This is a genomic window from Desulfomicrobium apsheronum (assembly GCF_900114115.1).
In the GTDB taxonomy this organism is placed as follows: domain Bacteria; phylum Desulfobacterota; class Desulfovibrionia; order Desulfovibrionales; family Desulfomicrobiaceae; genus Desulfomicrobium; species Desulfomicrobium apsheronum.
Genome location: NZ_FORX01000003.1, coordinates 105,752 through 122,753 on the forward strand (window position 1 = coordinate 105,752; position 17,002 = coordinate 122,753).

General features: G+C 63.0%; 19 protein-coding genes and 1 tRNA gene. 8 read left to right on the forward strand and 12 right to left on the reverse strand.

Annotated features, from left to right (window positions below; genetic code table 11):
- Positions 1-23: 23 nt before the first annotated feature.
- Both BMZ40_RS04630 and dut read right to left on the reverse strand, forming a co-directional pair.
- Positions 24-1,217 (reverse strand): aspartate aminotransferase family protein, encoded by a 1,194-nt coding sequence (locus tag BMZ40_RS04630; RefSeq protein ID WP_092372953.1) that lies wholly within the window; start codon positions 1,215-1,217, stop codon positions 24-26.
- 26 nt (positions 1,218-1,243) lie between these two features.
- Positions 1,244-1,720, reverse strand: a complete 477-nt coding sequence (dut, locus tag BMZ40_RS04635) for a dUTP diphosphatase (RefSeq protein ID WP_092372954.1) — start codon at positions 1,718-1,720, stop codon at positions 1,244-1,246.
- Between the two features lie 75 nt (positions 1,721-1,795).
- On the opposite strand from dut, the gene glgP reads away from it, so the two are divergent.
- The 6 genes from glgP to BMZ40_RS04665 all read left to right on the forward strand — a co-directional run bounded on the left by glgP (position 1,796) and on the right by BMZ40_RS04665 (position 8,574).
- Complete coding sequence (gene glgP, locus BMZ40_RS04640; RefSeq protein WP_092372955.1) at positions 1,796-4,384, forward strand: alpha-glucan family phosphorylase; 2,589 nt, start codon at positions 1,796-1,798, stop codon at positions 4,382-4,384.
- Between the two features lie 4 nt (positions 4,385-4,388).
- Positions 4,389-5,135, forward strand: a complete 747-nt coding sequence (locus tag BMZ40_RS04645; RefSeq protein ID WP_092372956.1) for a TlyA family RNA methyltransferase — start codon at positions 4,389-4,391, stop codon at positions 5,133-5,135.
- A gap of 76 nt (positions 5,136-5,211) precedes the next feature.
- Positions 5,212-5,817, forward strand: coding sequence for a TrmH family RNA methyltransferase (locus BMZ40_RS04650; RefSeq protein WP_092373135.1), 606 nt, complete (start codon positions 5,212-5,214; stop codon positions 5,815-5,817).
- Positions 5,818-5,842: 25 nt separating this feature from the next.
- Positions 5,843-6,907: a chorismate synthase gene (aroC, locus tag BMZ40_RS04655; RefSeq protein WP_092372957.1), complete on the forward strand. Its 1,065-nt coding sequence runs from the start codon at positions 5,843-5,845 to the stop codon at positions 6,905-6,907.
- A complete protein-coding gene (locus BMZ40_RS04660; protein WP_092372958.1) occupies positions 6,904-7,686 on the forward strand; it encodes an ElyC/SanA/YdcF family protein in 783 nt (260 codons plus the stop codon). Before aroC ends, BMZ40_RS04660 begins: the two co-directional genes overlap by 4 nt.
- Entirely contained in the window at positions 7,687-8,574 is an 888-nt protein-coding gene (locus tag BMZ40_RS04665; protein WP_092372959.1) for a rhomboid family intramembrane serine protease, read from the forward strand.
- Between the two features lie 44 nt (positions 8,575-8,618).
- Here the strand turns inward: BMZ40_RS04665 and BMZ40_RS04670 are convergent, their stop codons facing one another.
- From BMZ40_RS04670 to rfbB, 5 genes are read right to left on the reverse strand one after another with little or no spacing between them, the layout of a single operon-like run.
- Positions 8,619-8,984 carry a CoA-binding protein gene (locus BMZ40_RS04670; protein ID WP_092372960.1) on the reverse strand — a complete coding sequence of 122 codons (366 nt, stop codon included), beginning with the start codon at positions 8,982-8,984 and terminating at the stop codon, positions 8,619-8,621.
- Positions 8,985-8,988: 4 nt separating this feature from the next.
- Positions 8,989-9,534, reverse strand: a complete 546-nt coding sequence (gene grpE / locus BMZ40_RS04675; protein ID WP_092373136.1) for a nucleotide exchange factor GrpE — start codon at positions 9,532-9,534, stop codon at positions 8,989-8,991.
- A 50-nt stretch (positions 9,535-9,584) separates the two neighbouring features.
- Entirely contained in the window at positions 9,585-10,601 is a 1,017-nt protein-coding gene (gene hrcA, locus BMZ40_RS04680; RefSeq protein ID WP_092372961.1) for a heat-inducible transcriptional repressor HrcA, read from the reverse strand.
- Positions 10,598-11,461, reverse strand: a complete 864-nt coding sequence (rfbD, locus tag BMZ40_RS04685) for a dTDP-4-dehydrorhamnose reductase (protein ID WP_092372962.1) — start codon at positions 11,459-11,461, stop codon at positions 10,598-10,600. Before rfbD ends, hrcA begins: the two co-directional genes overlap by 4 nt.
- Positions 11,458-12,483 carry a dTDP-glucose 4,6-dehydratase gene (rfbB, locus tag BMZ40_RS04690; RefSeq protein ID WP_092372963.1) on the reverse strand — a complete coding sequence of 342 codons (1,026 nt, stop codon included), beginning with the start codon at positions 12,481-12,483 and terminating at the stop codon, positions 11,458-11,460. Before rfbB ends, rfbD begins: the two co-directional genes overlap by 4 nt.
- Before the next feature lie 122 nt (positions 12,484-12,605).
- On the opposite strand from rfbB, the gene BMZ40_RS04695 reads away from it, so the two are divergent.
- Together BMZ40_RS04695 and cbiB are read left to right on the forward strand one after the other, a co-directional pair.
- A complete protein-coding gene (locus BMZ40_RS04695; RefSeq protein WP_092372964.1) occupies positions 12,606-13,082 on the forward strand; it encodes a tRNA (cytidine(34)-2'-O)-methyltransferase in 477 nt (158 codons plus the stop codon).
- A gap of 15 nt (positions 13,083-13,097) precedes the next feature.
- A complete protein-coding gene (gene cbiB, locus BMZ40_RS04700; protein WP_092372965.1) occupies positions 13,098-14,069 on the forward strand; it encodes an adenosylcobinamide-phosphate synthase CbiB in 972 nt (323 codons plus the stop codon).
- A 63-nt stretch (positions 14,070-14,132) separates the two neighbouring features.
- Here the strand turns inward: cbiB and BMZ40_RS04705 are convergent, their stop codons facing one another.
- From BMZ40_RS04705 to ndk, 5 genes are all read right to left on the reverse strand, one after another.
- On the reverse strand, positions 14,133-14,996 hold the full coding sequence (locus tag BMZ40_RS04705; protein ID WP_092372966.1) for a class I SAM-dependent methyltransferase: 864 nt from the start codon (positions 14,994-14,996) through the stop codon (positions 14,133-14,135).
- A 61-nt stretch (positions 14,997-15,057) separates the two neighbouring features.
- Positions 15,058-15,133 (reverse strand) — tRNA-Val (locus BMZ40_RS04710).
- 68 nt (positions 15,134-15,201) lie between these two features.
- Positions 15,202-15,732 (reverse strand): GNAT family N-acetyltransferase, encoded by a 531-nt coding sequence (locus BMZ40_RS04715; protein ID WP_092372967.1) that lies wholly within the window; start codon positions 15,730-15,732, stop codon positions 15,202-15,204.
- Positions 15,733-15,755: 23 nt separating this feature from the next.
- Complete coding sequence (proC, locus tag BMZ40_RS04720) at positions 15,756-16,547, reverse strand: pyrroline-5-carboxylate reductase (RefSeq protein ID WP_092372968.1); 792 nt, start codon at positions 16,545-16,547, stop codon at positions 15,756-15,758.
- A complete protein-coding gene (gene ndk, locus BMZ40_RS04725) occupies positions 16,547-16,963 on the reverse strand; it encodes a nucleoside-diphosphate kinase (protein WP_092372969.1) in 417 nt (138 codons plus the stop codon). Before ndk ends, proC begins: the two co-directional genes overlap by 1 nt.
- Positions 16,964-17,002: the final 39 nt, after the last annotated feature.

Consider the following 17,002-nt stretch of genomic DNA (forward strand, 5'->3'; position numbering starts at 1 on the left):
CCCGCGAACAAAAAAGGCAACGGCTAGCCTTTGGCCAGGATGGATTCCAAAGCCAAGCAGAATGCCTCAAGCTCCTCCTCGGTTATGACCAGCGGCGGCAGCAGACGCAGCACCGTGTCCTGGGTCAGGTTCAGGACAAAGCCCTGCCCGAGCAGTTCCTTCCAGACCTCGGCCCCGGGATGCGTCAATTCGATGCCGACCATCAGGCCATGCACCCGCACCTCGGCGATCTTCTCCGGAAACCTGCTCCTGAGCCCTTCCAGCCGCCCGCGCAGCCAGTCGCCCATGCGCGCGGCCCGGCCGCAGAGATCGTCGCGTTCGATGATCTCGATAACCTTGGACGCCACGGCAGAGATAAGCGCGTTGCCGCCGAAGGTCGTTCCATGGCTGCCCGGAGGAAATCCTTTGGAGACCTCTTCGGTGCACATGACCGCGCCCATGGGCAGGCCCCCGGCCAGGCCCTTGGCCACGGTGACGATATCCGGCTTGAGGCCCGCATGCTGGTGCGCCCAGAATTTTCCGGTCCGGCCCACGCCGGTCTGGATTTCATCGACAATCAGCAGCACGCCCTTGGCGGCGCAAAGCGCGGCCAGCCCACGGACGTAATCTTCGGGCAGGGGTTTGACCCCGCCCTCGCCCTGGATCATCTCGATCAGCACCGCCGCTGTCCGCTCGTTCATGGCCGCCTCCATGGCCTCCAGATCGGCAAAGGGCACGGTGATGAAACCCTCGGGCAGCGGCCCGAACCCAGTCTTGATCTTGTCCTGCCCCGTGGCCGTAAGGGTGGCCAGGGTCCGGCCATGGAAGGAACCGCTCAGGGTGATGATCTCGTAGCGCTCCTCGCCCCGGCCCTCGCGCATGTAGCGCCGGGCCAGCTTGATGGCACCCTCGTTGGCCTCGGCGCCGGAATTGCAGAAAAAGACCCGTTGCAGGTGCGAGGTGCCTAGCAGGCTTTTGGCCAGGGCGACCTGCTCTTCCTGATAGAAAAGATTGGAGACGTGGATGAGTTTGCCTGCCTGGGCGCGGATGACTTCAACCAGTTCGGGATGGGAATGTCCCAGATTGCATACTGCGATGCCCGCCAGAAGATCGGTGTAGACGCGCCCCTCGGGGGTGTAGAGCTTGGTCCCCTCGGCCCGGCTTACGGCCAGGGGATAACGTGCATAGGTCCGGCACAGGGCCGAGGCTTCGCCTTGTTTTATATCTTCGCTGTTCATGAAATTCTCCTCGCAAATGAGTTGGATCAGATCGTGCCGGTGTGCCCGAATCCTCCGGCACCGCGTGCGGTGTCCGAAAGATTTTCCTGCGGGATGATCTCCGCGCGCACGACAGGCTGAAAAACGAGCTGGGCTATGCGCTGTCCCCGGGTCACGGTGCGGGTCTGGTCCGAAGTGTTCAGGAGGCTGACCAGGATCTCACCGCGATAGTCCGGATCGATGACCCCAACCCCCTGACTGACAACCAGGCCGTCCTTGGTTCCCAGGCCGCTTCGGGAATAGACAAAACCGGCCACTCCCGGCATCGTGCATTCCACGGCGATGCCCGTTGGAAAGCGGTGCCTTCCTCCGGGGGGGATCAAAACCTCCGCTTCCGCCATACAAGCCCGCAGATCAATACCGGCCGATCCCGAAGTGGCATAATTGAACTTCTCCGGCGGGCACGTTTCCGATAAAAAACGGACCTTGACCGGCATGCTGACAATTCCGGAACAGGGATTCATTTCTTCTCCTGGGCATGCTAGCTTGTACTCCAAGCGCATGCAGGGATGCGTTACAAATTTATGACAGGGGGATTTATGCAACCATTGCATGTCTATACAGTTGTGCCCAAGCTTCCGGAAAAACTTCTGCCGCTCAAGACGCTGGCAAGCAACCTCTATTTTTCATGGCAGCATGAAATCGAGGAATTCTTTGCCCAGATAGACCGCGAACTGTGGGAAAAAAGCGAACACAATCCGGTCTGGTTCCTGAACCATCTGCCTCAGAGCACACTGGAAGAACTGGGCGAGGATGAATTCTTTCTGGACCGTCTGTCAACCATTGCGGCGGGTTTCGAAAAATACATCTCCAAGCGCGGCCCCATGACCGGGCTCGACGCCCTCGATAGCGGGCCGGTGGTCGCCTATTTCAGCGCCGAATACGGCATCGCCCAATGCCTGCCCGTGTATTCGGGAGGGCTTGGCGTGCTGGCCGGAGACCATCTCAAATCCGCCAGTGACCTGAACATTCCACTGGTCGGGATCGGCCTTTGCTACCAGCGCGGATTTTTCCGCCAGTACCTGACTCACGACGGCTGGCAGCAGGAGCGCTATCAGCCCAATGACTTCGAGCAGATGCCCCTCTTTGCCGTGCTCGACGAGGAGGGCCTGCCGCTCAAGGTACGTTTCCAGATGCAGGGCAAGCCCCTCTATTTCCGCGTCTGGCGGGCCGACGTGGGTCGCGTGCCACTCTTTCTGATGGACACCAACATCCCCGAAAACACGCCCGAGCGCCGGGAACTGACTTCCCAGCTCTACGGCGGCGATCTGGAAATGCGCCTCATGCAGGAATACCTGCTCGGCATCGGCGGCATCAAGGCCCTGGAGGCCATGGGCCTCTCGCCCCGGGTCATCCACATGAACGAAGGGCATTCGGCCTTTGCCGGTCTGGAAAGAATCCGCGTGCTCATGCAGGACCGGCACCTGTCTTTCGAGGCGGCCCTGGAACTGGTCGCCCAGAGCTCGGTCTTCACCACGCACACGCCTGTTCCGGCGGGCAACGACCGTTTCTCCCCGGACCTCATGGCCAGATACTTCCAGGAATACTCCGCAGACCTCGGACTCTCCTGGAAGGTTTTCCTGGCCCTTGGCCGGGAAAACACCCGCGACGAGGCCGAGCACTTCTGCATGACGATCCTGGCCCTGCGCCTGTCCCGGTTCAACAACGGCGTAAGCCGACTGCACGGCAAGGTCTCGCGCAAGATGTGGGCCAATGTCTGGTCCCAGTACCCCGAAGAGGACGTGCCCATCACCTGGGTCACCAATGGCATCCATTTCCCGACCTGGGTGGCGCCTGAAATGTCCGTTCTCTACGACCGCTTCCTCGGCCAGTCCTGGCGCGAAGACCCGGACTGCGAAAGGGTCGGCGAAAAATTCGGATCCATCCCGGACATCGAGCTCTGGCGCGCCCACGAGCGCTTGCGGGAACACCTGGTCGATTTCGTGCGGCGCCGGCTACAGCAGCAGATCATGTCCCGGGGCGGCCGCAGCTGGGAGCTCGAAGTGGCGGACAATGTCCTCAATCCCGAGGCCCTGACCATCGGCTTCGCCCGGCGCTTCGCGTCCTACAAGCGCGCCTACCTGCTCCTGAAGGACGATGACCGCCTGAAACGCCTCGTCACCGACCCCGCCCGCCCGGTGCAGTTCGTCTTTGCTGGCAAGGCTCATCCCCGGGACAACGAGGGCAAGAAAATCATCCAGGAGCTCATCAGCCTCTGCCAGTCCCCCGAAAGCCGCGCGTCCATGGTCTTTCTGGAAGACTACGACATGCAGGTCGCCCGCTATCTGGTTCAGGGCTGCGACATCTGGCTCAACAACCCGCGCCGCCCGCTTGAGGCCTGCGGCACCAGCGGCATGAAGGCCATGGCCAATGGCGTCCTTAACCTGAGCACCCTCGATGGCTGGTGGGACGAAGCCTGGAGCCCGGACAATTCCGTGGGCTGGGCCATCGGCAACGCCGAGGAATACGACGATGTCGAATACCAGGACTTCGTGGAGAGCCAGACCCTCTACAACATCCTCGAAAAAGACGTCATCCCGCTCTTCTACGACCGCGCACAGGGCTCTTTCCCGAGGCGCTGGGTGCAGAAGATGAAGCAGGCGCTCAAAACCCTGGGTCCGGTCTTCAATGGGCACCGCATGGTCGAGGAATATTCCAAACGCGCCTATCTCCCGTCCAACATCAGCTACGGCAAGCTCTCGGCCAACGAGTACCGCCCGGTCATGGAACTGGCCGAGTGGCGCATGAACCTGCTCACCCACTGGGGCGGGCTGGACATCCGCAACGTGCAGTGCATCACGGCCCATGAGATGTTCGTCGGCGAGAACCTTGAGGTCAGCGCCGAGGTCAAGGTCGAGGGACTCGGCATCCAGGACATCCGCGTGGAGATCTACACCGGCCCCCTCGATCACACCGGCAAATTCGCGAGCAGGTCCACCTTCCTCATGAGTCCGGATGAACGCACGGCGGACGGCTGGTACGTGTATCGCGGCAAGGCCATGCCCATGGCCACCGGCAAGTTCGGATTTACCGTGCGCATCCTGCCGCACCACCCACTGCTGCGCGACGCACACAGCCTGGGCCTGATCTTCTGGGCCGACGAGCCCGCGCCAAAACTCCAAGGGTAGAGGGATGGCCAAGAAAGTCGATCGGGCCGATGTGGTCCTGGCCGAACAGGGGCTGGTCGAGAGTCGCGAAAAGGCCAAGCGGATGATCATGGCCGGCCAGGTTCTGCTGCTCCAGGGCGAGGCCCGGACCCCCGTGGCCAAGCCCGGGCAGCAGATTCCGCGCGATGCGCGGCTGGAGCTCAAGGAGGCGGAGCGTTTCGTATCGCGCGGCGGCTACAAGCTGCTCACGGCCCTTGGGCATTTCGCCCTGGACGTGAGCGGCATGGTCGCCCTTGACGCAGGGGCCTCCACCGGGGGATTCACGGACTGCCTGCTGCAATTCGGGGCCGCGCGGGTCTACGCCGTGGACGTGGGGCACGCCCAGCTGCACTGGAAGCTGGTCACGGATCCGCGCGTCGTGAATCTGGAGCGGGTCAACCTGCGCCACGCCACCGCCGACCTCATTCCCGAAAAAGTGGATCTGGTGGTGGCCGACTGCTCCTTCATCTCCCTGCGACTCATCCTGCCCTCCTGCCTGCAATTCCTGAAGGACGAAGGGCAGATCCTGGCCCTGGTCAAGCCGCAGTTCGAACTGGGGCCCGAGCACGCGGTCAAGGGAGTAGTCCGCTCGGAGGAGTTGCAGCTCAGAGCCGTGGCCGAAATACAGGAATTCGCACGGGAGGAGCTCGGACTGCGCGTCCTGGGCTCCGTCGCGGCAGGGATCAAGGGCCCCAAGGGCAACCAGGAATACCTCCTCCATTTACGACGCTGAGTTCAGACTTTGCCAAGAGAGGCCGATGCGGGTACAGACCGCGTTCATCATCAACACCTCAACCAAATTCGAGCCCATGCCTGACAGATTTCTGACCGAAGACCGCAAAACCAAGCTCAGAGCCGTACTGGCCAAACGCCAGCCCGACCTGACGCTGGTACTGAACAATATCCACGACCCGCACAACGTGTCCGCCATCCTGCGCAGCTGCGACGCCTTCGGGGTGTTCGGCGTGCACCTCTATTACACCAAGGAAAAATTTCCATCCCTGGCCAACAGCTCCTCCGGTTCCGCCAAGAAATGGATCGACCTGACCCGCCACCGCGAAGCAGGAACCATGATCCAGGGCCTGCGCGACCGGGGCATGCAGATCGTGGGCACGGGCTTCAGCTCCACGGCAAGGCCCATCATGGATATCGATTTCACCAAACCCACGGCCATCATTCTCGGCAACGAGCACCGGGGCATGGACCCCGACGTCAAGATCCATGTACCGGACGAAATCTACATCCCCATGTTCGGCATGGTTCAGAGCCTGAACGTGTCCGTGGCCGCCGCGACCATCCTCTACGAGGCCATGCGCCAGCGCCTGGCCGCCGGGATGTACGATCAGAGCCCGCTGAGCGAGGAAGAATTCGAAGACGTATACGCCGACTGGTGCAAGCGCGGCAAAGACTACTAGCCGGGGCCTGGCCCCTGGAGAACCCATGGCGGGAAACACTTTCGGCAGCATCTTCAAACTGACGACCTTCGGCGAATCCCACGGCCCGGCCCTGGGCGGGGTGGTGGACGGATGTCCCGCCGGGATCATCCTGGACGAGGCCGCCATTCAGACGGAACTCGACAAGCGCAGACCCGGTCAGGGCGGCCTGGCCGTCACCGCCCGCAACGAACCGGACCGCATCCGGCTCTTGTCCGGCGTCTTCGAGGGCCGCACCACGGGCACGTCCATCGGCTTCGCCATCGAAAACACAGACCAGCGTTCCCGCGACTACGGCGATATAAAAGACGTTTTCCGGCCGGGTCATGGAGACATGACCTACGAGGCCAAGTACGGGCTGCGCGACTATCGCGGCGGAGGCCGCTCCTCGGGCCGGGAGACCGTCTCGCGCGTGGCGGGTGGAGCCGTGGCCGGGGCGTTTCTGGAGCCGCTCGGGATCACTGTCCGGGCCGCCGCCGTGGAACTTGGCGGCATCGCGGCCGAGAGCCTGGACATGGGGGGCGCGGAGCACCGCCAATTCTTCGCGGCTGACGACAACGCGGTCCTGCGCTGGCAGAAACTGGTCAAGGAGGTCGCGGCCCAAGGCGACACGCTGGGCGGCATCGTCGAAATCCGAGCCCAGGGCGTGCCTGCGGGGCTCGGCGAACCGGTCTTTGACAAGCTCGACGCCCGCCTGGCCGCTGCGCTCATGAGCGTGGGCGCGGTCAAGGGAGTCGAGATCGGGAGCGGGTTTGCGGCCAGCCGCATGCGCGGCAGCGAAAACAACGACGCCATGCTGGATACGGGCTTTGCGTCCAACAACGCCGGTGGAATCCTGGCCGGAATCTCAAGCGGCCAGGAGATTGTGCTGCGCGCCGCCATCAAACCCATCCCCTCCATTGCGCTCGACCAACACACCCGCGACCGCTTCGGGGCAGCGCGGACCATCCGCGTCGGCGGACGGCACGACATCTGCGCCATCCCGCGCGTGGTCCCGGTGCTCTCGGCCATGGTCCGACTGGTCCTGGCCGACATGGTCCTGCTGCAACGGCGCATGGGAGTCGGCACATGAGCGTGGGCGCGGGCTTTATCCTCAAGAAAGCCCTGGGCACGCTTTTCATGCCCCTGGCGATCTGTCTGATTCTTTTCGCCCTCGGCATGCTCTACGTGCTGCTGCGCCGCGCCAAGGACGCCATCGCCCCCTTTGTCATGGGCGCGCTCCTGCTCTACGCCTTTTCCCTCAATTCCGTCTCAGGGTACATGATCCGTCCCCTTGAGGATGCCTACCCGCCCCTGAATCTAGCCAGTGCGGAAATCGTCAAAAAGCCCGTCAAATGGGTGGTAGTGCTCGGTGCGGGACACTGGACGGACAAGCGCCTCTCCCCCGGGTCCATGCTCGAACAGGCGGCCCTGTACCGGCTCACCGAAGGCATTCGGGTGGCGAACCGGTTTCGGGGTTCCATCCTTGTTCTTTCAGGCGGCAAATACAAAGACGAGCAGTCAAGCGCCCAGGTCATGGCCGCAGCAGCCGTGGACCTGGGCTTCGACCCGGCCCGGATCGTGCTTTCGGACAAGGCCCTCGACACCCACGACGAAGCTATTCACATCAAGACCCTGGCCGGTTCCGACGCCTTTGTACTGGTGACCTCGGCCTCGCACATGCCCCGCGCCGTCAAGCTGTTCGAAAACCAGGGACTAAGGCCCATCCCCGCTCCGACCTGCTACCGTGACAAGGGCGAGCCCGAGTATTTCCTGCCCGGCGCGGACAACATCAAGACCTGCAACATGGCCGTGCACGAATACCTGGGCTTGGCCTGGTCCTTCGTGCGCGGGCAGATTTCCATTTTTTAAGTGATCGACATCCTGCCCACTCTGGCCCTGGCGACCTCGAAGCACAGCCCGGACAAGGCCACCATCCGCGCCTGGGCCCTGGTCCTGTCCAGTCGAAGATTCCTGCACCGTTTCGATCATGGAAAACTGCTGGTCGCACCAGCCCTGGCATCGCTCGCGGTGCGCGAAATCATCGCCTACGAAGAGGAAAATCGGCCCCGATCCCGCCCGGCTCCCCTGCCCGACAACTCCTGGGTCAGCCTGCTGGTCATCGCCACCTTCCTGGGCCTGACCATGTGGCTCGACACCCAGGGACTGGGCAGGCGCATCTCCTGGCATGTCGCGGGCCGGGCCGACGCTGGGCTCATCCTTGAAGGACAGTGGTGGCGCTGCGTGACCGCCCTGTTCCTGCACGCCGACGCAGGGCATCTGCTGGCCAACGCCGGAGCGCTGGCGGTGCTCGCCTCGCTCCTGGCGCGCCGCATCGGATCGGGTCTGACCTGGGGGCTCTTTGTGCTCTCGGGTGGCCTCGGCAATGCCCTGAACGCCTGGGCACAAGCGCCCGATCACTTGAGCGTGGGCGCGTCCACAGGCGTGTTCGGACTGATCGGCGTCCTGGCCGGAGGCGCGTGCCGGGCCGAGCGCGGCTCACGGGGGCAAGTCTTGCTGCTGGCTCTGGGCTTCGGTTTCAGCCTGCTGGCCATGCTTGGCGCGGGCGAGGAACGCGTGGACCTGGGCGCGCATTTTTTCGGTATGTGCTGTGGTCTGCCCTTTGGATTACTGGTCGGCGACTGGCACGGGGCAACGGGATGGAAGGCGCGGGTCGGGGCTATGTGCGGCGCGGCGGGACTGGCCCTTGCGGTCTGGGCCTGGACCCTGGCCCTGGAAAACGGCGCGCTTGCGGGGTGAAAAGTCGAGGAGCCACAGGGGCTCCCCGATTAGAGATGTGTCGTCTAGAATTGTCCGGTTCTAAGCATGACCAGAGTGCAGGCGTGCTCCCAGGGAATGCCCGCGTCCGTCAGGGCCTGCTCCAGTGTCGCCGATTCCGTGCCGGGATTGAGGATCACCCGTCCGGGCTTAAGCGCCAGGATGGAATCCTGCAGCTGCGCGCTGCGCTCCGGCCCGACATAAAGGGTCAGGGTGTCCACCTTGCCATCGATGGCGTCCAGGCTGGACACGACGGGCAGATCCTCGATGACGGATCGACCCGGCGTGACCGGGATGACCGAATGCCCGTGCTCCTTGAGCATGCGCACGGCCTGGTTCGAGTAGCGTTCCGGCTTGTGGCTCGCTCCGAGCACCGCGACAATCTGTGCCATGGCCTCAGGCCCCCGCCTTGCGGCTGACCATGACCTTGGCCGGACGCAGCAGTCTGTCCTTGAGCATGTAGCCCTTCTGCAGCATCTGACAGACCGTGTTTTCACCTACGTCATCCCGCTCGACCTGCCCCAAGGCCTCGTGGCGCGCGGGATCGAAAGGCACATCCACTTCGGCGATCTGCTCCAGCCCATGCTTCTTCATGGTGTCGAGGAAAATGTTCATGGTCATCTCGACGCCCGTGACCAGATCCTTGCAGGCCTCGGCCTGCTTGCCGTGGGCCAGGGCCAGGTCGAGGTTGTCCATGACCGGAATGATCTCCTCGAGGATGGCGGAGGTGGCGAATTTGAAATAGTCTTCCTTTTCGCGCTGCAAACGCTTCTTGAAATTCTCGCTGTCCGCCAGGACGCGCAGGTTGTCTTTTTTAAGCTCCTCCACGTCGGCCAGGGCCTGGACGTACTTCTCCTCCAGGGTCAGCTCCGGCGTTTCTTCGGTCTGCATTTCGGTCTGCACTTCTTCCGGGTTCTGGCCCTCTTTTTCCTTATTGGACATGAAAAACTCCTGATCCTTGAAATATTTGATAAAACGCTTCACGAGTATCCTTAGAAGCGGGATTTGAGGCACTGACTAAGTATTTGAGCGGCAAAGTCAACCATGGGCATGATGCGTGCGTAGTTCATACGCACCGGCCCAAGCACGGCCAAGGTGCCGTGATTGGTGGAAAAAGCGCTGTAGGGAGAGGCCACAAGCGAACATCCCGCAAGTCCGGGCATGTCCTGGGACAGGCTAACGGAGACGGACTGGCTGGCCGAGGTCTTGTCCAGGAGTTCAAGCAGGCGCGAGCGCTCCTCGATGAGTCGCAACAGCTCCTGGATGGTCTCCAGCTCCGTGAATTCGGGCTGATCCGTGAGATGACTCGCGCCACCGACGAAGACCTCGGGCTGTTCTTCCTCGGACAGGGCCTGCGCGGCCAGCTCCCAGGCCCTGCGATAGGCATCCAGGGTTTTGCGCACGTTGTGCAGCTGACGCTCGATCTCGCCGCGCACCTCATGGGTGGTACGGCCCTCGAACAGGCTGTTCAGGTAATTCCCGTAGCGCACGAGATCATCGGCGCTCAGGCTCTCGTCCATCTGCACCAGGCGATTGCTGACCAGCCCGCCCTGCATGACCAGCACTGCCATGATCATGCCCGGCCGCAAGAGGACGAAATCTATCTGCCGCCAGCGGGCCAGGTCCTGACGCGGGGCCATGATCACGCACACCTGACGGGTCAGGGTCGAAAGAGTTCGGACGGCGCGGCGCAGAACCTGGGGCAAATCCCCTGCGCCCGGCTGGATGTGGTCGTGCAGGCGGGACTGTTCCCTGCGCGGCAGGGGACCAAGCTTTAATACCTGGTCGAGATAATAGCGAAAAGCCGGAACCGTCGGAGCCCGTCCGGCGGACGTATGCGGCTGCTGCAGATATCCTTTCTCGGTCAGGGCGGCCATGGTTGACCGCAGCGACGCGGGGCTCAGTCCAAGGCCCACGGCCAGAGCCTGGGACGACACGGGCATGGCGGTCTCCACATAGGTCTCGACCACTGCGGTGAGGACTGCGGTTTCGCGCTTGCTCAGGATCATGACAGGCAGTCTTCCCGGGAGAAAAGAAATTCGCGCAGGGCCTGCAACCACGGACGGGGCGCAATGCCCGTCACGGCCGTGAAGGCGCTCAGGTCCAGGACCGAATACGCCGGACGGCAGGCCTTCTGGGGGTATTCGGACGAAGGGATGGGCTTGATCCGGCACGCCAGATCCGCCCCTCGGACAGCCTCCGTGGCCAGTTCGCACCAGCTTGCCTGGCCCGCGTTGGCCAGATGGAAGATGCCCGTCGCGCCCTTGTCCAGCAGCGCCAGCGAACCGGCGGCCAGATCCGGGGTGTAGGAGGGGCTGCCGATCTGGTCATGAACCACGGAAAGTTCCGGCCGCGTCGCGGCCAGCTCCAGGATGCGGGTCACGAAATTGGTCTTGCACGGACCAAAAAGCCACGAGGTGCGAATGATGAGCAGACTCGGCAGATCAAGTGCCAAAAGCTCCCGCTCGCCCTGCAGCTTGGTCTGGCCGTAGACCGAACCGGGCGCGGGCTGATCCCCGGGGGCATAGGGACTTGTCTTTCTGCCGTTGAAAACGAAATCCGTGCTGTAATGGACCAGGGCAACCCCGGCATTCCGCACGGCCTTGCCCAGAACCAGCGGCAGCTGCCGGTTCAGCCTGGAGGCCTCGGCCGGTTCGTCTTCGGCCTGATCGACCTTGGTGTAGGCCACGGTGTTGAAAACCACCGCGGCTTCGGTTCGGGCCAGGTATTCCTCCACGGCCGGACGTTCGAACAGGTCCAGCTCGTCGCGCCCCGGCGCATTCACGGTCCATCCCCGCCGGGACAGGGCCATGCAAAGCGCCTGTCCGAGCAGGCCGGTCTTGCCGCCCAGTACGACCGCGCTCTTCATGCCTGCCTCTTTTGGTACCATGCATCCATGAACTGGCGATAGGCGCCGCTCTGCACTTCGTCAAGCCAGGCCTCGTTGGCCTTGTACCAGGCCAGGGTGCGGGCCATGCCGTCCTCGAAAGAGTGTTGCGGGGTCCAGCCCAGATCCGCCGTGGAGCGCTCGAAAGCCATGGCGTAACGGCGATCATGGCCGGGCCGGTCGGTAACATGGGTGATGAGATCCTCGCTCCTGCCCGTCAGCCGCAGTATGAGGCGCACCACTTCCAGATTCGTCCGCTCGGCGTCCCCCCCGAAATTGTACACCGCGCCGGGCCTGCCCTTGAAGAGCGTAGCCTCCACGCCCCGGCAATGATCCATGACATAGATCCAGTCCCGAACGTTCAGCCCGTCGCCATAGACTGGGATGGACTCGTTCCGGGAGGCCTTCAGATAGACCAGGGGGATGAGCTTTTCCGGAAACTGGTAGGGACCGTAGTTGTTGGAGCAGCGGGTGACCATGACGGGCATCCCGTAGGTGTGGAAATAAGCTCGGGCCAGGAGATCCGAGGAGGCCTTGGACGCCGAGTACGGGGAATTGGGCGCCAGGGGGGTGTCCTCGGTGAACTGCCCGGTGGGCCCCAGGGTGCCGTAGACTTCGTCGGTGGAAATATGCACGAAACGCGGAATCTCAGCCCGTCTTGCGGCCTCCAGCAGGTTCTGAGTGCCCAGCACGTTGGTCGTGACAAAGGGAAAGGGGTCGCTTATGGAGCGGTCCACATGCGATTCGGCCGCGAAATTGAGCACCGCATCGAAGGCAAAGCGCTTCATGAGCTCCGGCACAAGCTCCTGATCGCAGATGTCGCCATGCACGAAATGATAGCGGCGACCCATGTGCAGGGCCTCTTCCTCGGCCAGATTGCGGCGGTTGCCCGCATAGGTCAGCTTGTCGAGGTTGACGATGACCACATCGTCGTGCGTGGCAAGCATGTGCTGGATGAAATTGGAACCGATGAAGCCGCAGCCTCCGGTGACGAGCAGATGCATGTGTTCTCCTGACTTCGCTGTTCTTGACGGAAGCGGGTTTGAAAGCCAAGTGGATGACGAGTCGGCGACGCGTCCGTGCGCCGGCCGTGACAGCCATGAAAAATACTTAAAGAGACTCCAAGATGCAAATCGCCCTTTACGAGCCGGAAATCCCGCCCAACACCGGGACCATCGCCCGGCTCTGCGCCGCCTCCACCACCCGCCTGAACCTGATCGAGCCACTGGGCTTCAGCCTGGACGACAAGTACCTGAAGCGGGCTGGCCTTGACTACTGGCCCCACGTGGACAAGCGCATCTGGCCGTCCTGGGCCGCCTTCCTGGAGGGCCGGGATCCGGGACGGCTGGTTTTCACCAGCGCGCGCCAGGGAGTGGCCTATCACCGTTTTTCCTTCAGGGCCGACGACATCATCGTGCTCGGCCCCGAGACCCGGGGCCTGCCCCCGGAAGTCCTGCATGACGCCGCCGATCTCATCCGTATCCCCATCTGGGGGGAGGTCAGAAGCGTCAACCTGGCCAATGCCGCAGCCGTGCTTCTTTACGAGGCCTATCGTCAGACCGGGGAGCTGGACCTGCGAGAGGACCGGCCGGACGCCCCGTAACCACCGGAGACGCGCATGCCCGACACGCTCTACAATCTGCCGCTGAACCTGTCACTGCTTGTCTTTCTGCTGGGCTGCGTGGCCCTGGACCTGCTCTTCGGTGATCCAAGGGACTGGCCGCACCCGGTGCGGCTCATCGGCAAAATGCTTGAGCGTCTTGAAGACTGGGCAAAATCCTTTTTCCTTGGACCACGCATCGGCGGAGCACTGAGCGTCGCCGCAGTGGCCCTGGGCTGCGCGCTGATGGTCCGTCTGCTGACCGGACTGCCCCTGGTGGGCGAGATCCTGGCCCTCTATCTTGGCTATGCGGGTCTGGCCCTTGGCTGCCTGGTGCGGGAAACGAACACCGTGCTGGCCCTGCTCGAAGGAGGGCGGCTGGCGGCAGCCCGCGCGCATCTGGCCGGGCTGGTCAGCAGGGACACGGAAGACATGACCGAGGACGAGGTCTGCCGCGCCCTGGGCGAAACCCTGGCCGAAAACTTCAATGACGGCTTCGTGGCCCCCCTCTTCTGGCTCTGCATTATGGGCCCTGCCGCGCTGTGGGCCTACAAGGCCGTGAGCACCGTGGACTCCATGTGGGGCTACCGCACGCAGCGTTTCGAGGAACTCGGCAAGGCCGGGGCGCGGGCCGACGACATCCTGGCCTGGCTGCCCGCGCGGCTGGCCGCGATCTCCATCTGGGCCACGGGATGGCTGCTGCTGCGCCCTGCCGCCTGGGAACGCATCGCGCGGGACGCCCGGAGCATGGACAGCCCCAACGCCGGCTGGCCCATGAGCGCCGCGGCCCATGTGGCCGGAGTGAGCATGGGCGGTCCAACCCGCTACTTCGGGGAAATCAAGGACAAACCCTTCCTCGGCCCGCTCGGAGTGACCTGGTCCCCAGCGCGCATTCGCGGCATGCTGCGCACCCTGCTGCCCGCCGCCCTGCTGTGTACCGTGGTCCTGACCATCACCGGCAGCTATCTTGGCTGGTGGAGCCTCGGCTGACGCGATCCGCAATCAAAAATCGGGGGCTTGGCCCTCTTGATTTCAAATCCCGAATCTGAAAGCTCAAATGCCGGAGCTCTTTGCTTCCCATCGTCCCCATGTGCCGCTGGGCAGATCCAGAACCTCCTCTGCGCCATGCAGAAGCATTTCTCCGCACCCCAGCCTTCCTTTTCCGAAAGTCTGCTCCAGCAGATTCCTGAGCACGATGGGTGAAAATCCCGGCGTGTGCGATGTCAGGATGACGAAAAGCGGATCGTCGCTCAAAACCTGGCGCACCAGATCAAGAGTCTCCTGCACGTTTTTTTCGACCTTGTAGAGTTCGCCGCGCTTGCCGCGCCCAAAGGACGGAGGGTCGAGAAGAACGCAATCGTACTTGCGCCCGCGACGCACCTCGCGTTTCAGGAAGGCGCCGACATCGTCAACGATGAACCTGGTCCCAGAATCCTCAAGGCCGTTCAAGGCCGCGTTGCCGCGTGCCCACTCGACCATGCCCTTTGACGCGTCAAGGTGGCAGCACTGCGCCCCGGCCAGGGCCGCCGCCAGGGTCGCGCCCCCGGAATAGGCGAAGAGGTTCAGAAAACGCGGGGCCTCCTTGCGCTCGGCCGCACCCTGCCGCACGGCGGCGGCAATCCACTCCCACAGATCAAGCGTCTCGGGAAAAATGCCGAGATGTCCGAAATCCGTGGTCGAAAGACGCATGCGCACCCCGCGCACGGTCACGACCCATTCCTCGGGAAGACGTTCCCGGCCGTGCCAGTTGAGCCCGTCCTTGCGGTCGAAGGTGGCGCTGGCGGACTCCCAGAGCGCCGGCAGCGAGGGTTCCCATACGGCCTGAGCGCATGGGCGGGCCAGGATGACGGAGCCGAAGCGTTCCAGTTTCTGTCCGTTTCCGCTGTCGAGAAGTTCGTAATCGTCCTGTATCTGCATGGATGCTCCATAAGCGAAAAAACCCTTCCGGGCGGCTGCCTGAAAGGGTTTGTGCGGTCGGTGGTGGGCGATACAGGATTTGAACCTGTGACTTCCACCGTGTGAAGGTGGCACTCTCACCGCTGAGTTAATCGCCCGAGGAGTTGCGTTTAGCCCCGCCTCACGTGTCATGTCAAGATATTACCGCCGACTGATCCGTCCGGGATCACAGATTTTTCTGCAGTTCCAGGAAAGCGTGCCTGCCGGGGCCAAAAAAACGGTCACCGCTCATCCCGGTGACGTGCATGAAACCAAGCCTGATCCAAAACCGCAGGGCATTCCAGTTCTTGAGGCCCACCCCCACCCGCACCCGAGTCATGGGTCCCGGACGCAGCATGGCCTCCAGGCTGAGATAAGCCTCCCGGCCCAGACCGATGCCCTGAAATTCGGCACTCAGGAACAGCTCGCCGACATAGGCGACATCGCCCTTGGGATATCCGGTGTACAGGCTCAAGAGCCCGATGACATCGCTGTCCATGGGTTCGCGCAGGATGAGGTTGTGCAGGGAGGACGGGCAACCGCGCGGCGGCAGGTTCTGGTGCTCGACAAAGCGGCGGGCCAGGACCGGGGGATCGTTTTCGCGGTCCAGAAGGAGCAGCAGCTCCCTGTTTCCGGCATAGACAGTCTCTATTTCCGGAGTCTCGGCCCCGGTTACGGGCTGGGCGAGAATGCGTGCGCTACGAAATGAATACGGCATAGAAAAGGCGGCTCGTGGCCGCCCTAATCCGCAAGTTCCTTGCTGCGTTCGGCGGCCGCCCGGACCGCCCGGCCGATCGCGAACTTGAAGCGGTGTTCGTCCAGGGCGTTGAGGCCCGCGATGGTCGTCCCGCCGGGCGAGGTGACCATTTCCTTCAATAGTGTCGGATGGGCGCCCTCGGCCTCGGCCATGAGCGCCGACCCCGAAACCAGCCCCGAGACCATGCTGGTGGCCTGGGCCCGCGTCAGCCCGAGGGTGACGCCGGCGTCGATGAGGCCTTCCATGAAGGCGTAGACGTAGGCGGGGCCGGAACCGATGAGGCCGGTATAGGCGTCGAAGAGTTTTTCCGGCAGCACGTGGGCCTGGCCGATGGAGGAAAAAACATCCAGCATGGTCTGCCTGCGGCCCTCGTCCAGGAGTTCGTGGTCGAAGCACAGAGCGTACACGCCCTTGCCGACCATGGCCGGAGTGTTGGGCATGACGCGCACCACGGGACATTTCCTTCCCGACCATTCAACCAGCTGGTCCAGGGTGACCCCGGCGGCGATGGAGACAAGACAGGTTTCGGGTCCAAGGGCCGGGACCAAGCCGGTCAGCACCGGACGCATGACCTGCGGCTTGACGGCCAGCAGGACATAGTCCGAATTCCGGGCCAGCTCCAGGGCAGTCGGATGGATGGTCATAATGTCCGCATTCCTGCGGCACATGCCCTCGCTGGGATCAAATCCGTGCAGGGCGAAAGCTCCGCCCGATGCCAGGCCTCTGGCGATGGCCCCGCCCATGTTCCCAAGCCCGATGAACCCGAATCTTTTCATTATCCCACCAGCTCCAGTGCGTTGAAGAAGTAAGCGATTTCGACCGCCGCGGTATCCTGACCGTCGGAACCGTGGCAGGAGTTCTTTTCGATGTCCAGCGCGTATTTCTTGCGGATGGTGCCTTCGGCGGCGTTGTCCTTGTTGGTCGCGCCCATCAGGTCGCGGTACTTCTGCACGGCGTTATCGCCTTCAAGACACATGACCACGCACGGGCCGGAGCACATGTATTCGACAAGACTGCCGAAAAAGGGACGTTCGCTGTGCACGGCGTAAAAGCCTTCGGCCTGGGATTTGGTCAGCTGGATCATCTTCATGCCCACGACGCGCAGCCCCGCGCTTTGAATCATGGCCATGATTTCGCCCTGAAGGTTGCGGGCGACGGCGTCGGGTTTGATGATGGAAAAGGTACGTTCCATAAATACTCCTGTAAAAGATTTTGGGGCCTCGTATCCTCT

Excerpts from the sequence above, each read along its gene's own strand:
- BMZ40_RS04630 (WP_092372953.1), bottom strand. The coding sequence starts at position 1,217 with ATGAACAGCGAAGATATAAAACAAGGCGAAGCCTCGGCCCTGTGCCGG.
- dut (WP_092372954.1), bottom strand. The coding sequence starts at position 1,720 with ATGAATCCCTGTTCCGGAATTGTCAGCATGCCGGTCAAGGTCCGTTTT.
- glgP (WP_092372955.1), top strand. The coding sequence starts at position 1,796 with ATGCAACCATTGCATGTCTATACAGTTGTGCCCAAGCTTCCGGAAAAA.
- BMZ40_RS04645 (WP_092372956.1), top strand. The coding sequence starts at position 4,389 with ATGGCCAAGAAAGTCGATCGGGCCGATGTGGTCCTGGCCGAACAGGGG.
- BMZ40_RS04650 (WP_092373135.1), top strand. The coding sequence starts at position 5,212 with ATGCCTGACAGATTTCTGACCGAAGACCGCAAAACCAAGCTCAGAGCC.
- aroC (WP_092372957.1), top strand. The coding sequence starts at position 5,843 with ATGGCGGGAAACACTTTCGGCAGCATCTTCAAACTGACGACCTTCGGC.
- BMZ40_RS04660 (WP_092372958.1), top strand. The coding sequence starts at position 6,904 with ATGAGCGTGGGCGCGGGCTTTATCCTCAAGAAAGCCCTGGGCACGCTT.
- BMZ40_RS04670 (WP_092372960.1), bottom strand. The coding sequence starts at position 8,984 with ATGGCACAGATTGTCGCGGTGCTCGGAGCGAGCCACAAGCCGGAACGC.
- grpE (WP_092373136.1), bottom strand. The coding sequence starts at position 9,534 with ATGTCCAATAAGGAAAAAGAGGGCCAGAACCCGGAAGAAGTGCAGACC.
- hrcA (WP_092372961.1), bottom strand. The coding sequence starts at position 10,601 with ATGATCCTGAGCAAGCGCGAAACCGCAGTCCTCACCGCAGTGGTCGAG.
- rfbD (WP_092372962.1), bottom strand. The coding sequence starts at position 11,461 with ATGAAGAGCGCGGTCGTACTGGGCGGCAAGACCGGCCTGCTCGGACAG.
- rfbB (WP_092372963.1), bottom strand. The coding sequence starts at position 12,483 with ATGCATCTGCTCGTCACCGGAGGCTGCGGCTTCATCGGTTCCAATTTC.
- BMZ40_RS04695 (WP_092372964.1), top strand. The coding sequence starts at position 12,606 with ATGCAAATCGCCCTTTACGAGCCGGAAATCCCGCCCAACACCGGGACC.
- cbiB (WP_092372965.1), top strand. The coding sequence starts at position 13,098 with ATGCCCGACACGCTCTACAATCTGCCGCTGAACCTGTCACTGCTTGTC.
- BMZ40_RS04705 (WP_092372966.1), bottom strand. The coding sequence starts at position 14,996 with ATGCAGATACAGGACGATTACGAACTTCTCGACAGCGGAAACGGACAG.
- BMZ40_RS04715 (WP_092372967.1), bottom strand. The coding sequence starts at position 15,732 with ATGCCGTATTCATTTCGTAGCGCACGCATTCTCGCCCAGCCCGTAACC.
- proC (WP_092372968.1), bottom strand. The coding sequence starts at position 16,547 with ATGAAAAGATTCGGGTTCATCGGGCTTGGGAACATGGGCGGGGCCATC.
- ndk (WP_092372969.1), bottom strand. The coding sequence starts at position 16,963 with ATGGAACGTACCTTTTCCATCATCAAACCCGACGCCGTCGCCCGCAAC.